General features: G+C 69.7%; 10 protein-coding genes and 2 pseudogenes. 5 read left to right on the top strand and 7 right to left on the bottom strand.

The annotated features are described in order from the left end of the window. Positions 1–93: 93 nt before the first annotated feature. From F0344_RS30370 to F0344_RS30390, 5 genes are all read left to right on the top strand, one after another. On the top strand, positions 94–1,254 hold the full coding sequence (locus tag F0344_RS30370; RefSeq protein WP_185301815.1) for a sensor histidine kinase: 1,161 nt from the start codon (positions 94–96) through the stop codon (positions 1,252–1,254). 116 nt (positions 1,255–1,370) lie between these two features. Beyond that, positions 1,371–2,510, top strand: coding sequence for a phenylalanine--tRNA ligase subunit alpha (gene pheS / locus F0344_RS30375; RefSeq protein WP_185301816.1), 1,140 nt, complete (start codon positions 1,371–1,373; stop codon positions 2,508–2,510). Beyond that, complete coding sequence (pheT, locus tag F0344_RS30380) at positions 2,510–5,023, top strand: phenylalanine--tRNA ligase subunit beta (RefSeq protein ID WP_185301817.1); 2,514 nt, start codon at positions 2,510–2,512, stop codon at positions 5,021–5,023. Before pheS ends, pheT begins: the two co-directional genes overlap by 1 nt. 415 nt (positions 5,024–5,438) lie before the next feature. Further along, a complete protein-coding gene (locus F0344_RS30385; RefSeq protein WP_185301818.1) occupies positions 5,439–6,779 on the top strand; it encodes a transcriptional regulator in 1,341 nt (446 codons plus the stop codon). An 87-nt stretch (positions 6,780–6,866) separates the two neighbouring features. Then, complete coding sequence (locus tag F0344_RS30390) at positions 6,867–7,397, top strand: NUDIX hydrolase (protein ID WP_185301819.1); 531 nt, start codon at positions 6,867–6,869, stop codon at positions 7,395–7,397. 78 nt (positions 7,398–7,475) lie between these two features. On the opposite strand, the gene F0344_RS36930 is transcribed toward F0344_RS30390, so the two are convergent. From F0344_RS36930 to F0344_RS30425, 7 genes and pseudogenes are all read right to left on the bottom strand, one after another. Beyond that, on the bottom strand, positions 7,476–7,676 hold the full coding sequence (locus F0344_RS36930; protein ID WP_374940173.1) for a 3-hydroxyacyl-CoA dehydrogenase family protein: 201 nt from the start codon (positions 7,674–7,676) through the stop codon (positions 7,476–7,478). Next, positions 7,649–7,844: pseudogene (locus F0344_RS30400) on the bottom strand (tyrosine-type recombinase/integrase); the annotation flags it as partial. The pseudogene F0344_RS30400 and the gene F0344_RS36930, both read right to left, overlap by 28 nt. 172 nt (positions 7,845–8,016) lie before the next feature. Then, positions 8,017–8,777: pseudogene (locus F0344_RS30405) on the bottom strand (metallophosphoesterase family protein). 122 nt (positions 8,778–8,899) lie between these two features. Further along, entirely contained in the window at positions 8,900–9,361 is a 462-nt protein-coding gene (locus F0344_RS30410) for a hypothetical protein (RefSeq protein WP_185301820.1), read from the bottom strand. Beyond that, on the bottom strand, positions 9,358–11,559 hold the full coding sequence (locus tag F0344_RS30415) for a site-specific integrase (protein WP_185301821.1): 2,202 nt from the start codon (positions 11,557–11,559) through the stop codon (positions 9,358–9,360). Before F0344_RS30415 ends, F0344_RS30410 begins: the two co-directional genes overlap by 4 nt. After that, a complete protein-coding gene (locus F0344_RS30420) occupies positions 11,556–13,271 on the bottom strand; it encodes a hypothetical protein (RefSeq protein WP_185301822.1) in 1,716 nt (571 codons plus the stop codon). The genes F0344_RS30415 and F0344_RS30420 overlap by 4 nt, the downstream gene beginning before the upstream one ends. After that, positions 13,271–14,743 (bottom strand): site-specific integrase, encoded by a 1,473-nt coding sequence (locus F0344_RS30425; protein ID WP_185301823.1) that lies wholly within the window; start codon positions 14,741–14,743, stop codon positions 13,271–13,273. Before F0344_RS30425 ends, F0344_RS30420 begins: the two co-directional genes overlap by 1 nt. Between the last annotated feature and the right edge of the window lie 98 nt (positions 14,744–14,841).

Genomic DNA, 14,841 nt, shown 5'->3' on the forward strand with positions numbered 1-14,841 from the left:
CGATCCCGCAGGGTGTCGCTCGCTCACCGACGCCTAGTAGGGTGACGAACTCGGGGGCCCACTGCACCGGTTCGAGAGGTGGGGTACGGGAATATGGCAGTCGGCATGAGCAGGCCGCGAGAGACACACACGGCCTTAGTGCGCGCCGCAGCCGCCGAACCCGTACCACCGGGCGGGACCGGCACCGTTGTCGGAGCCGGCGACCTGGACCCGGACGATCTGCCCGACGGTCTCGTCGTCGCCGACGAGACCGGCAGGGTCATCTGCTTCAACTCCGCCGCGGCCCGGATCACGGCCACCCCGCGCGCCGCCGCGCTCGGCCGCCCACTGGAGCACGCGCTGCCCCTCGAGGACCTCAAGGGCCGGCGCTGGTGGACCCTGACCGACCCGTACGGAGGGCTGGCCACCCGCGTCGGCCAGCCCGAACGCAATCTGCTCCTGCCCGGTGGGCGCGAGGTCCTGGTCTGCGCGCGGTACGTACGCGAGAGCCCGACCGGGCCGGTGCGCCGGCTGGTGGTCTCCCTGCGGGGCACCGAGGCCCGCCGCCGTACGGAACTCAGCCACGCCGAACTGATCGCCACCGTCGCCCACGAGCTGCGCTCGCCGCTGACGTCGGTCAAGGGCTTCACCGCGACCCTGCTCGCCAAATGGGAACGGTTCACCGACGACCAGAAGCGGCTGATGCTGGAGACCGTCGACGCCGACGCCAACCGCGTCACCCGGCTCATCGCCGAGCTGCTCGACATCTCCCGTATCGACTCCGGCCGTCTGGAACTGCGCCGCCAGCCCGTGGACATCTCCGCCGCTGTCGAGCGCCACGTCCAGGCCCACATCGCGACCGGTCAGGCACCCGACCGCTTCCTCGTCCGCACCCGCCAGCCGCTGCCCACCCTGTGGGCCGACCCGGACAAGGTCGACCAGGTCCTCGGCAACCTCCTGGAAAACGCGGTGCGCCACGGCGAGGGAACCGTCACCATTGAGATCGCCCCCGCACCCGCGCCGGCCGTGAGCGACGAGACAGGAACGGCAGTCACCGTGAGCGACGAAGGCCCTGGCATCCCCGAGGAGTCGATGGGCCGCGTCTTCACCCGTTTCTGGCGGGGGAGCAAGCGCGGCGGCACGGGCCTGGGCCTCTACATCGTCAAGGGCATCGTCGAGGCGCACGGCGGCACGATCACCGTCGACCGGGGGCCCGGCGGCGGGGCCGAATTCCGATTTATCCTGCCTGTGAGCACCCCGGCCTATCTGGCCTGAGCTGCCCACGGGCTTCTTCGCCTCCCTGCGGCCCTTAGACTCGACCTTTGGCACCTTTGCGTCCTCCAGTCGTCGAGCGGGGCCGCGCCACCAGCCAATCGGAAGCACGGGAAGAGATGTCGGCACCGAACAAGTCGTACGACCCAGTCGAGGTCGAGGCACTGAAACCGGAAGAGATCGAGCGCATGCGGGACGAGGCCTTCGCCGCCTTCGCCGCCGCGGGCGACCTCGACGCGCTCGCCCAGGCGAAGACCGCGCACACCGGTGGTACCTCGCCCCTGTCGCTCGCCAACCGGGAGATCGGCGCTCTGCCGCCGCAGGCCAAGGCCGAGGCGGGCAAGCGCGTGGGCCAGGCCCGCGGCGCCGTCTCCAAGGCCTTCGCCGCCCGCCAGGCAGAGCTGGAGGCGGAGCGTGACGCCCGGGTCCTGGTCGAGGAGGCAGTCGATGTCACGCTGCCCTACGACCGCACCACGGCGGGCGCCCGGCACCCGCTGACCACGATCATGGAGCGCGTCGCCGACGTCTTCGTGGCGATGGGCTACGAGATCGCCGAGGGCCCCGAGGTCGAGGCGGAGTGGTTCAACTTCGACGCCCTGAACTTCGTGCCCGACCACCCGGCCCGGCAGATGCAGGACACGTTCTTCGTCCAGGGCACCACGCCCGAAGGCAAGGCGACGACGGGCGACGAGTCCGGCATCGTGCTGCGTACGCACACCTCGCCGGTCCAGGCACGCTCGCTGCTCAGCAGGAAGCCTCCCGTCTACGTGGTCTGCCCCGGCCGGGTCTACCGCACCGACGAGCTCGACGCGACACACACCCCGGTCTTCCACCAGATCGAGCTGCTGGCCGTCGACGAGGGTCTCACCATGGCCGACCTCAAGGGCACCCTCGACCACATGGTCCAGGCGCTCTTCGGTCCGGACATGAAGACCCGGCTCCGGCCGAACTTCTTCCCGTTCACCGAGCCGTCCGCCGAGATGGACATGGTCTGCTACGTCTGCCGCGGCGAGTCCGTCGGCAACCCGGACCGCCCCTGCCGCACCTGCGGCAGCGAGGGCTGGATCGAGCTGGGCGGCTGCGGCATGGTCAACCCCAAGGTGCTCATCGCCTGCGGTGTCGACCCCGAGAAGTACAGCGGATTCGCCTTCGGGTTCGGCATCGAACGGATGCTGATGTTCCGCCACAACGTCGAAGACATGCGAGACATGGTCGAGGGTGACGTCCGGTTCACCCGGCCGTTCGGGATGGAGATCTGATGCGCGTCCCGCTTTCCTGGCTGCGGGAGTACGTCGACCTGCCGGCGACGGAGACCGGCCGTGAGGTGCAGGCCAAGCTCGTCGCCGTGGGACTGGAGGTCGAGACCGTCGAGCAGATCGGCGCCGGCCTCAAGGGCCCGCTGGTCGTCGGACAGGTCCTGACCATCGAGGAGCTGGAGGGCTTCAAGAAGCCCATCCGCTTCTGCACGGTCGACGTCGGCACGGCCAACGGCACCGGCGAACCGCAGGAGATCGTCTGCGGAGCCCGTAACTTCTCCGTCGGCGACAAGGTCGTCGTGGTCCTCCCCGGCGCCGTGCTGCCCGGTGACTTCGCCATCGCCGCACGTCAGACGTACGGCAAGACCTCCCACGGCATGATCTGCTCCACCGACGAGCTCGGCATGGGCGACGACGGCACCCACGGCATCATCGTGCTGCCGCCGGAGCACGAGGCCGGTACCGACGCGATCGAGCTCCTGGAGCTCGTCGACGAGGTCCTCGACATCGCCGTCACCCCGGACCGGGGCTACTGCCTCTCCATGCGCGGCGTCGCCCGTGAGGCGGCCATCGCGTACGGGCTGCCGCTGCGCGACCCGGCCCTCCTCGACGTACCCGCGCCGAACGCCTTCGGCTACCCGGTGAAGGTGTCCGACCCCTTCCGCTGCGACCGCTTCACCGCACGCACCGTGGTCGGCCTGGAGCCCGAGGCGCGTTCCCCGATCTGGCTGCAGCGCCGTCTGCAGAAGGCCGGGATGCGCCCGATCTCGCTCGCCGTCGACGTCACCAACTACGTGATGCTCGAACTCGGCCAGCCGCTGCACGCCTACGACCGGACCCTCGTCGACGGGCCGATCGGGGTGCGCCGCGCCCAGCAGGGCGAGAAGCTCACCACGCTCGACGGCTCCGTGCGCGTCCTGGACGCCGAGGACCTCGTCATCACCGACAACCGCGGGCCGATCGGCCTCGCGGGTGTCATGGGCGGCGCCGACACCGAGATCGCGGACACCGCCGCCGGTGAGCACACCACCACCTCGGTCGTCATCGAGGCGGCGCACTTCGACGCGATCTCGGTCGCCCGCACCGCGCGCCGTCACAAGCTGTCCTCCGAGGCGTCCAAGCGCTTCGAGCGCGGTGTCGACCCGGCCGCGGCCGCCGCCGCCGCACAGCGCACGGTGGACCTGCTGGTCCTCCTCGCGGGCGGCACCGCCGAGTCGGGCGTCACCGAGATCAGTGCCCCGTCCGCCCCCCGCACCATCGCCATGCCGGCCGACCACCCCGACCGGGTGGCCGGCGTCGCGTACGGCAGGGAGACCGTCGTACGCCGCCTCCAGCAGGTCGGCTGCGACGTCTACGGGCAGGACGAGCTGATCGTCACGGTGCCGTCCTGGCGCCCCGACCTCGCCGAGCCGAACGACCTGGCCGAAGAGGTCATCCGCCTGGAGGGCTACGAGAACCTTCCGTCGACCCTGCCCACGCCGCCGTCCGGCCGCGGGCTCACCGACAGGCAGCGGCTGCACCGCCGCATCGGCCGGGCGCTCGCCGGAGCGGGCTACGTCGAGGTGCTCAGCTACCCGTTCATCGGCAGCGCCGTCCTGGACCAGCTCGGCCTGGACAAGGACGACGCCCGCCGCCGTACGGTCACGCTCGTCAACCCGCTCTCCGACGAGGAACCGGCGCTGCGCACCACGCTGCTGCCCGGCCTCCTCGGCGCACTGCGGCGCAACGACGGCCGGGGCAGCCACGACCTCGCGCTCTTCGAGACCGGCCTCGTCTTCAGGCCGACCGGCAGCGAGACGCAGGCCGTCCGGCTTCCGGTCGACCGCCGCCCCACCGATGAGGAGATCGCCGGACTCGACGCCGCTCTGCCGCGTCAGCCGCGCCGGGCCGCCGTCGTCCTCGCGGGCTCCCGCGAGCAGGCCGGCTGGTGGGGCAAGGGCCGCCCGGCCGACTGGGCGGACGCCGTCGAGGCGGCCCGCACGATCGCCCGCGAGGCGGGTGTCGAGCTCATCGTCCGCGGTGACCAGCACGCCCCGTGGCACCCCGGCCGCTGCGCCGCGCTGTACGTCACGGTGAACGGTGAGGAAACGCTCTTCGGGCACGCCGGTGAGCTTCACCCCCGGGTCGTCAAGGAACTCCACCTGCCGGAGCGCACCTGCGCCATGGAGGTCGAGCTCGACGTCCTGGAGCAGGCCGTGGACGGTGTCCTGCGGGCGCCGCGGGTCTCGGCCTTCCCGGTCGCCACCCAGGACGTCGCGCTGATCGTGGACCAGGACGTGACCGCCGCGGACGTGGAGCGTGCGCTGCGCGAGGGCGCGGGCGAACTCCTCGAATCGCTGCGGCTGTTCGACGTCTTCACCGGCGAGCAGATCGGTGAGGGCAGGAAGTCCCTGGCGTACGCGCTCCGGTTCCGTGCCCCGGACCGCACGCTGACCGTCGAGGAGGCTTCGGCCGCCCGTGGCACGGCGGTCGCCCTGGCCGCCGAACGGACCGGTGCGGTGCTGCGCGGCGCGTAGCACCCGACGGGGTCGAGAAGTGCGGAGGGGCGTGTCCGGCCATCGGATACGCCCCTCCGCCATGCTCGCCGTAAGGCGGGGGACCGCACGCGGGCCCGGCCCGGTCCGGGGGGAACCCGGTTGGGGGGCCGACCCGCAGCCACCCTCCGATCCGTGGGCAGTGGGTCGTGCGATCCGGCGCCGTCCGCCCTGCCACGGAGTGTCGGGCAGGTCGGCAGAGCGGACGGCGCGGCTGCGGGTCGTCAACCGTACGAGGGGGAGCCGACGACCCTGCCGCCTCTTGCGAGGCGACCAAGTCAACCGATTCCTCCCAGGGGACGACAGAGCGCGTAGCCGGGCGGTTCGGGCATTGCGTTCACACCCCGTGTGAATCGTGCTGCACTAGGCTCGGTGCGACGCGCAACTGGGGGGGGCAATGGAGCCCAACATCCTGCTCGAATCCCTGATCGACGAGGCCGGAGTGTCCCGGGCCGGCCTCGCCTGTCATGTCAATCGGGCCGGCCGGGCCCGCGGTCTGGACCTGCGGTACGAACACACGGCGGTGGCCCGCTGGATCAAGGGACAGCGCCCGCGCGGGCAGGTGCCCGATCTGATCTGCGACGTACTCGGGGCGCGCCTGCGCCGGCCCCTCACCCTCGACGACATCGGGATGGGACCCCCCGGCGGGAACACGGTGGTGCACGGTTCTCCCCTCACCGGATTCGTCGAGCGGGCGTCCGCGCTGTGGCGTTTCGACGAACAGCGGCGCGCGCAGGTCGTCGGAGCGCCCGCGGTCACCGGGACGACCGCGGTGATGCCGGTGTGGGAGTGGGAGAACCCTCCCGAGGACGCCGACGTCTCGCGGCCCGGCCCGGCCCGCGTCGGTCCGGCGGACATCGTGATGCTCCGCGCGGCCCGCGACCACTACGAGCAGATGTACCGCAAGGCCGGTGGTATGGCGACCCGTTCGCGCGTCGTCGGCTTCCTCAACGCCGAGACGGCGCCACTGCTGCGCGGCGGCTACAGCGACCTGATGGGCCGTCAGCTGCACCGGGCGGCCGGCGGACTGGTCGCGGTCGCCGGGATCTGCGCGTACGACTCCGACGCCCACGGCCTCGCCCAGCGCTACTTCCACCAGGCGCTGCGCCTGGCGAAGGCCAGTGGTGACCGGGGGCTGGGCGGCTACGTGATCGCGCTGCTGGTCAACCAGTCCCTGTTCCTTGCCGAATACCGCCGGTCCGTCGCCTTCGCCGAAGCCGCGCTGCGGGCGGCGTGCACCCGCATCACCCCGGCGCTCGCGGCCGATCTGTACGCGATGCAGGCCAAGGCGTACGCCCACCTCGGGGACGGTGCCAACGCCCGTACGTGCATCCGTCGCGCGGAGTCGGAGGCCGGCCGCATCCACCCGTGCCGGGAGCCGGACGAGACGGGGTACGTCCAGCCGGGCCTGGTCGAGGTGCAGGTGGCCGAGGCGCTGCTGGCCCTCGGGGACCTGAGGGGCGCCCGTGAGCACGCGGCCACAGCGGCACGCGCCCCGGCCCATGATCGGGGTCAGGTGCACCGGCTGGCGATGCTCACCCGTACCGAGCTGGCTCAGGGGGAGGCGGACCGGGCGGCGCGCACCGCCTCGGACATGGCCGAACGGGCCAGGGGCATGGAGTCCCGGCGGCTGCGCGACCGGCTCCGTTCGGTCCGTGAACAGCTGGCGGCGAGCGGCTGCGCGGAGGCGGAGGAGGCGGTCGGGCTCATCGACGGAGCGCTGCGCGTGCCTCTGTGAGCCGCGGCCGGCGGCCCACCGTCCGTTCCCCTGGAGCCCGGTCCCTGCTCCGATATTGCCATCGACCTGTCGGAAGGTGGCAGAACTGTGCAGTGGACGAACTTAAATGAGCACACGGTGTACGAGAACCATTGGTTCCGGGTCAATCTGGCGGATGTCGTTCTCCCTGACGGGCGGCACCTCGATCACTTCGTCATCCGGCTGCGTCCGGTCGCGGCGGCGACCGTCGTCAACGAGGCCAACGAGGTGCTGCTGCTGTGGCGGCACCGTTTCATCACCGGCAGCTGGGGCTGGGAGCTCGCGGCGGGTGTGGTCGAGGACGGCGAGGACATCGCCTCCGCCGCCGCCCGGGAGATGGAGGAGGAGACCGGCTGGCGCCCGGGCGAGCTGGAGCCGCTGATGACCGTGGAGCCCGCCAGCGGGCTCATCGATGCCCGGCACCATCTCTACTGGTCCCGGGAGGCCACGTACACCGGCCATCCCCAGGACGACTTCGAGTCCTCGCGCCGCGCATGGGTGCCGCTCAAGCTCGTACCCGACCTGATCGCCCGCGGTGAGATCCCCGCGGCCGGCATGGCGGCCGGACTGCTGATGCTCCATCACCTGCGGCTCGGCTGACGGCGGCCGGGCGCGGCCGGGACGCGCGAAGGGCCGGCCCGGGGACTTCCGGCCGGCCCTTCGCGTACGTGCGGCGAGTCAGGAGTACGGGTAGAACCCCGAACCCGTCTTCCGGCCGAGCCTGCCCGCGTCCACCATCCGCTGGAGCAGCGGGGGAGCGGCGTACAGCGGCTTCTTCGGCGTACAACTGAGCTGCGCTGCGTGTAGTCGTGTGACCTGCAGTTTCGTTGGTTGTGCGGCGGTTTTGCCAGCGCCAGGGACTTCTCGGGGACTTTCGATCCTGCATCACACGAGCCATGTATCCATCGCGGCCAACCCGCGCTTGCCTGCACCCGGCATGAAGTGAGCGTAGTAGTCGAGCGTGACCTTCGGGGAGGAGTGCCCCAGCCAGGCGGCCACGCTCACGATGGACTCGCCGGCCTCCAGCTGCACGCTCGCGAAGGTGTGGCTTGTGTCCGCAGAGGCCGTGTGCAGATGACGTCGTGTGGCGATTGAGCAGGTCGGGTGTCGAGAACGCTTTCGCGACGCAGTTCGTCAGCCGTGTTGCATTCTACGTCCGTGATTGCGATGCAGATCACACTCTTTGGTGGGTGGTTCAAGAGGATGGTGGCGCGCGATGTCACGGCGCATCACTGCGCCCGTCCCGCGGCGCGAAGGCTTCGAGAGCGTCTGCGTCGGTTGCCCGAGCACGAAGGAAGTAGTCGGCCCACTCGGCGATCTCGGGGTAAGAGGAGTCCTGCGTGACCTGGGTGATGGCAGCCTCCACGTCGAAGCTGGTCGATCGTAGTTCGACGCGGGGCCCAGAAGCGCCCAGTGGGCTCCCGCCCGCCCATAGGGCATGCCGATGCTGCCGGGGTTGATCACGAGTCGGCCGTGGACGAGGCGGACGAACGGCATGTGTGTATGTCCACAGACCACTGTGCGGACATCGGAGTCGAGCTCGCTGAAGACCTCTCGCCAGCGGTCAAGGCGTGAGTCCACCAGGACGACCTCTTCATCGTCACGGGGGGTGGCATGGCAAAACAGCACCTTCCCCAAGCCGCGCACTGGCAGGGAGAGCGATCGGGGCAGCTGGCCGAGTAGGTCGATGTGGTCTTCGCGTAGCTGTTCGGCGGCCCAAGGAGCAATCGGATCGGGGATCGAGTCGCGTTGGCCGCAGCGGTATTCGAGGAGTTCACGGTCGGCGTTGCCGCTGATCCAGACGATGCGGTCGCCGAGACTGACCAGCAGGTCGAGGACCTGGCTGGGCTGCGGGCCAGCGGTGATGTCGCCGGTCAGCACGATGCGATCGGCGGCGCTTACTTCTGGTTCGGCGAGCACGGCCTCCAGGGCGGGCAGGACTCCGTGGATGTCGGACAGGACGGCTACTCGGTTCAGCATGGTCACCACTGTGGGATGAGGTTCGCTTGGAGGCGGGATTGTTCGCCGGGCGCGTAGTTCAAGGGGGTGACTGCTTCAGTACGTGCGGTCTCGGGGCGCGTACTTCTTCCGGCTCCTCCCCTTCAACTGCAGCTGCCGTTCACTGTGGTTCGTGATGCGGGGAGGCGGCTGACTCGGCTTGCTCCGGCGGCGACCTCGCGGAGCCAGTGGATCTCCTCGTGCTGGGCGGCGAGACGGGCCAGGGCCTGACCGCGGAAGTCGGTGAGTTCTTCGACCGTCTGCTCTGACTGGGCCAGCCGTTCCCGGAGCTTGGTGATCTCTGCCTTGAGCCGGGTGATCTGGGCCTCGCGAGGGTCGGGGATCTCGCCGACGTCTTGAAGCGTCTGGAGGCGTCGTTCGAACTCGGTGCGGAGGTGAGCGTATGGGCGGGTGCCGTAGAACGCGGTGCGGTCGACGGCCGCCTCGTTGGCGAGGGTCTTGATGTCGCACTTTCCGCCGGGCGGCATCTCGCCTCGGAGGAGCCGATCCATAGCGGCCCGGATACGGTTCTCGTTCTCAGTCTTCTGGGCTGCGGAGATTCTCATGCGGACTCCTCACTCATGCTGGTGCTGGCGGCGTCGATCTCGGCGACGACGCGGAGGGCTCGGTCGAAGTCGGCCTGGAGCCGGGTGCGTTCGGGCTTGCGGGTGGTGCCGAGCTGGCCGATGAAGATCTTCGTCTTGTCGGCATGCTCGGCCCAGGCGGGCCGGTGGCAGGGGTGGTGGGTGGCCTGCGGGCAGCGGGCGGAGTCACACATCCCGATCAGCGGACGGTCGGCTGTCGGGGTGCCGGCCAGTTTGAGGCAGAGGGCCCGGGACGGATCGGTGAACCAGCAGTAGTTCGCCGGGCCGAGGTGAAGCACCTTGGCGCGTTTGGTCAGCAGGTTGAGCACGTCGCGGTCACTGCGCTGTGTCTTGGGTGCCGTTGCTTCTGTCGGGTCGAGCTTTTCGTCGATGCTGGCGAAGAACTCGGTGAGGCTCCGGGCGCCGGGGCCGGCAGGGAGGATGCCCTGCTGGTAGTTGCGGAACTCTTCCATGACCAGGTTGAGATTCCGGTCGCTCTCGTGCTTGTTGACCTCGGCCAGGAGCTCGGCCTGAGCCCCACCAGGGCGGGAGGCATACCCTTCTGTAGTGGCCACTGCAATATGTTTTAGGTGCAGCTTGGAGGCCAGCACGCCGCCCGGACGGTAGGCCATTTCCAGGGCCAGCGTGCGACGCAGCCGCCTCAGATTGACCTGTCCATCGGGGATGGGAGCGAGTCCGAGGCGGTGCCCTGCCGGGGAGTTGATCCAGTTGCGGAACCACTTGTAGCGGACGGAGAAGGCGAACGGTCCGAAGAGCAGAGCGCCTTCTTGCCGGTCGTCATGCAGGTCTTCGACGAGTTCGACGGCGCGATAGACGGGCTCGATGACGACCCATTCGTCGTCGGTGCCGCCCAGCGGCTGCCCTTTGACGACCTTGCTGGCGAGCCGGTAGCGCGTGAGCCCGGGGACGGGCTCTTCGAGGGGAAGGCGGCAGCCGATACGAAGCTCCATCAACTCGCTCGCGCGCATGCCGGACGCCGCGGCCAGCACGATCATCGCGGCGGTGCGGACGATGCCGACCAGAGCGACGGCCTGGAGCCGGTGCAACGGCACCGTCCAGGGCAATACAGACGAGGCGTCCGCCATGGTGATCTCGGCGCCGTCCCGGGCGAAGACCTCCTTCACCCCGACCGACGCAATCGCGTCCTCCAACGGTCCGCGTAGGTAATGCATCCACCGGACCTCGAACTGGGTGATCCCGGCCTGCCGGGCCAGCACTCCCGTGGCCACCGCCAGGACGGGGTCATCGGCGGACCAACCGTTGGCGAGCCGGTCGGCGACGTGGTGGTCGGCGAGCATCGGCAAGGGTGTGCACGTATCCGTGTACTCGTTCAGCAGCTCGGTGAACTCGGGCACCGGGGCCACGTGGACCGCACGGAGCCCCGGTGCTTTGCGGGTGGATAGCTTGTCGGTTTCCCGGATCTGCCGGGCGAGTTCAACAGCGTGCGGCCCCAGGGACGACATAAGAAACAGAGCGGCGGCGAGCATTGGCTGCATGACGACGTCGTCGACGGGCTGGGTCTTGTTCTCGGTCCGGCCGCAGGGCATTTCGGCGATGGCGGAGGCGGTGGCCCCGCCCCAGGGCCGCAGATCGGCCGGGACGCGGTCAGCGGTGAACAACTCGCGGTAGTTGACCAGGTCGACAACGACCTGCGCGGCCCTGCGTCGGGTTCCCGGGCTGTGCTCGCCGACGACTTTGCCGTGCTCGTCGAGGACGTAGCGCCGGTGGGCCATGTAGGCGTCGCAGATGCGGGTGTCGATCTGTGCGAGGCTCGACAGCCCGTTCATGGAGAGCCATCGGCAGAAGCGGGTGAGCTCGTCCAGGCGGCCCGCGCAACTGCGCAGGTGCAGGGCCGTGCGATGAGCCCGGGGCAGCGGAGCGACCGCCGGGTGCCGCGGGGCGAGCATGGCCAGGACCAGTTCCTTCCCGACCAACCGCCACCGCTCATCGGCGATCTCGGTGAAGTCGAAACGGCGGGTGCAGAGAGCGAGCTGGACGGGCAGGCCGACGACGTCGGTGAAGTCCCAGACGTCGTCCTCGAACACCGGACGGCCAGTCCCCTGGGGGAGTGCGAGTCCAGCTTCGCGGCAGACGTCGACGCCGGCGAAGACTGCGGACCGGCCGTCGAAGGCGACAGCAGTGGCAGGAGCGGTGGTCACGCGGTGATCTCCTCAGGCCGCAGGGGCAGTTCGTCGTCCTGGTCCTCGACGTGATGGGCCGCCGCGGCAATGACGGCAGGGTCGAAGCGGTCCAGGACCTGCTGGATGCGGGTGGCATAGGGGCCGAAGACGGCCATGAAGTGGGCGGCGGGCATCTGCTGCCACTGCCGGGAGAAGAACGCCTTGAGCCGCAGCAGGTTGCCCGCGTGCCGGGGAGCGAACACGGCCAGCGGGCAGAGCAGACAGACCCACGGCCGGGCCGGACAGGGCTTCCCCTTCGGGCCGTGCAACCCGGACAACTGGTCCCCGCAGGCGGCGGTGAACACATCACGCTGACCGCCCACCAGCTCGGCGATCACGGCATCGTCCAGGTTCAAGTCCGCGACCAGTTGCGGGTAGCCGTCCGCCAGCGCGGCGGCCTCCTCGTCGGTGATCACGGTCGGCGGGTGGGCCCGGCGGAGCAGGTCGTGCTGAGCATCCTCGATGACCCTCTCGACAGCGTGCTGCTGAGCCGGGGTAGTGGCAGTGAGGTAGTGATCGCCCTCGACGGACGGAGTGTGATTCGGATCGATCGTGGCCCGCCCACTGCCCGACCAGGTGCTTTTGTCCCGCATGGCTTCGTGGGTGGTACGGATCCGCGAACGGTGGATCTTGAGGGGCAGTCCGTCATTGCCGACGACCGCATGGCGAACGGCCCACCGCTGGACGGCAACCCGGTCAATCCTGCAGACGCGCCGATCGCCACCAGCCCGGCTCACTCCCACCCAGAGTTTGCGGCGTTCCTCCGGGGTCACGAAGGTCCGCAGCAGTGCGGAGTGCGCGAGCCATTGTTCCAGCAGGCGGACCGCCCGGCGGGGCAGGGTCAGGCTCTCCGCCGCGGTGCGGCGTTTGATGTAGGAGAGCAGGACCGTCGAGTCGCCAGCCCAGTCGATGTCCTCGAGAACCAAGTCGGCAATGCCGTCGGGGACGATGCCGGAGTAGATGCCGAACAGCAGCCGATAGGCGATCAGCACATCCAGGTGTGGAAAGACCGCCCGGGTCGCGTCGTGGAAGCCGCCGCGGTTATGGACCACCGCCGCCGAGATACCCAGGCACTGGCCGAATTCACCGATACTGACGGGCCCGACCCGGGCCAGCAGCCAGCGCAGATTGCCCGGCTGCCAGCCGCCTTCAAGAGGATGCCGGCCGTCGGCGGCATCGGCGAGGGCCCCGCGGTGGGCGGCGTACGAATCGTCGGCCAAGGTCCGGCAGACCTCGGTCAGCCGCCGCCATTCCTCCTCCGGATAGGGCGGCAACACCTGGCGGAAGGGCTGGATGTTGAAGTGCCGCCCGGCAGCGAGCTCCAGCACTCCCTCCCCGAGGGTGCCGCCGCTTTGGGCATAGCCCTCCAGCACGCTGCGGGTCATGGCCTCCAGCCTGGGAGGGCCGGGCATCCAGAACTCGGCCAGCTGTCCCCGTCGCAGGTGAGCGGCGCCACCGGTGAACCCCTGAGCCGCGAGGGTGCAGACCATGCTCCGCAGGGACTGGACGTAGAAATTGACGGTGCCCTCCGAGTCCGCGGTGCCGTGCGGATGGATCAGGTCCACGAGACCGATAGCCAGGTCCCGGGCCAGGTGCGGGTTGGGCAGTTCGTCCAGGAGGTAGTCGGCGCGGCTGCCGTCGCTGAACACGCAGGTGAGACCGAGGGGTTCGTCGATGAGCATGGTCGGCATCAGAGATCACCATCCTCGGTCTCGTCATCGAACTCGGCCTCGGCTTCCCGCTCGGCGGCCGCGTCCTCGGTCAGCCCGGCTGCGGCTCCGGCCCCCTCGTATGCCTCCCGGTAGATGCGCGTCGTATCCAGGCGGCGAAGGTACTTTTCCGTAGTCAGAACAGTGGAATGACCCAGAAGATCACGAAGCACCAGCAGCGGGTCGCCCTTGCTCAGGTAGAAGACCAGGGCGGCGTCGGCCTCAGTGTCCCGCACGAGCTTCGCGGCCTGCCGGTAGTGCCCGGTCACCAGGTACTCCAAGGTCCTCATCGAAAAAGTGTGGCGGCATCGGTGGGGCCACACATGCGGGAACCGGGGCTCGAAACGGGCCCGTATCCGGTCGGACGTGCGCTCGAAGACCGTGCCCCAGGCCGTGAACGGACCGCCGCCGTTCTTCACCGCCAGCAGGCACGAACCGCCCTCCGGGGCGACCAGGCGACGCCGCTCAGCCGGAGTCAGCGACTCCCAAGGTCGCCGGACCCCGTTGATCAGCCCGCCCCGGGCGTCCGGCTCGGTCACCATCAGCGGTTCACCCCATCGCCGTGGCGGCCGCCAGAGCGAGCCGTCCGTCGTGGCGGCCCGGTCCAGGTCGAGATAGTCGTGAAGCCCGGCCAGCGCCTCGTAAGAGGTCCACGTGGTGCGGAACTTCTTGCCCTTGGTGATCCCGGCCGGCACCGGGAACGGGATGGGAACCGCGGTCGGCTCCGGAGGCAGGGCGGGGATCTCCCAGGGCAGCAGGAAGGTGAACTCCTGCAGCCGCATCCCGGTGGCCAGCGCGTGATCCCCGACTGCCGCGTTGCGGGTCAACTCCCGCCCGTGGAAACCAGTGTCCTGCGAGCCGTCCGGAGCGAGCCCGCGCAGGCCCTTGCGGAACAGTTCGGTGAAGTCCGGCTCCAGGTATTTGATCGTCACGTGCGGCTTCGGGGTGCGGCGGACCGCCAGATTCACCTTCACCTCGCGACCGGTCCCGGCGAACAGGGCCCGCGCGGCCCGGTAGGTGAACGGCTCGGCCGTCGCGTACTCCTCGTGCATCGCCCACCGGTAGAACAGCGACAGGATGCTCATGTGCTGGCCCCATGTCGTCGCCGCGAACCGAGCCTTCAACGGCCCCGCCGCCCGATGCTCGGCGTACCGGCTCAATGCGGCCTTCAGCCGTACCCGCGAGTCGAACAGTCCCACACCGTGCTCGGCCAGGAACTCCATCCACTCCTTGACCACCCGTGCGTAGTTCTCCCACGAGCTCGGCGCCGGCGCCCCGCTGGCCGGGAGCTCCCGCAGCCACCGGTTCACCACCGCTGTCGGGCGCGGCGCGGCTGGGCCGTCCTCGAAGCACAGGTCGTCGTCGAGGAGCACGGGCATCCCCTCGGGGATCAACGGCCGATGCTCGACGTCCCAGGACTGCCAGCCTCGAGACGAGAAGAAGTTCAGGATCATGAGCGCTGACAGTAGAAACACCACACGGCTGAGCGCAAAGCCCAAACACCCTGGTCAACAGCTCAGCTGGAGTCAATCGCTACACGGAAACTAAGCAG

It is taken from the genome of Streptomyces finlayi (genome assembly GCF_014216315.1).
Classification (GTDB): Bacteria; Actinomycetota; Actinomycetes; order Streptomycetales; family Streptomycetaceae; genus Streptomyces; species Streptomyces finlayi_A.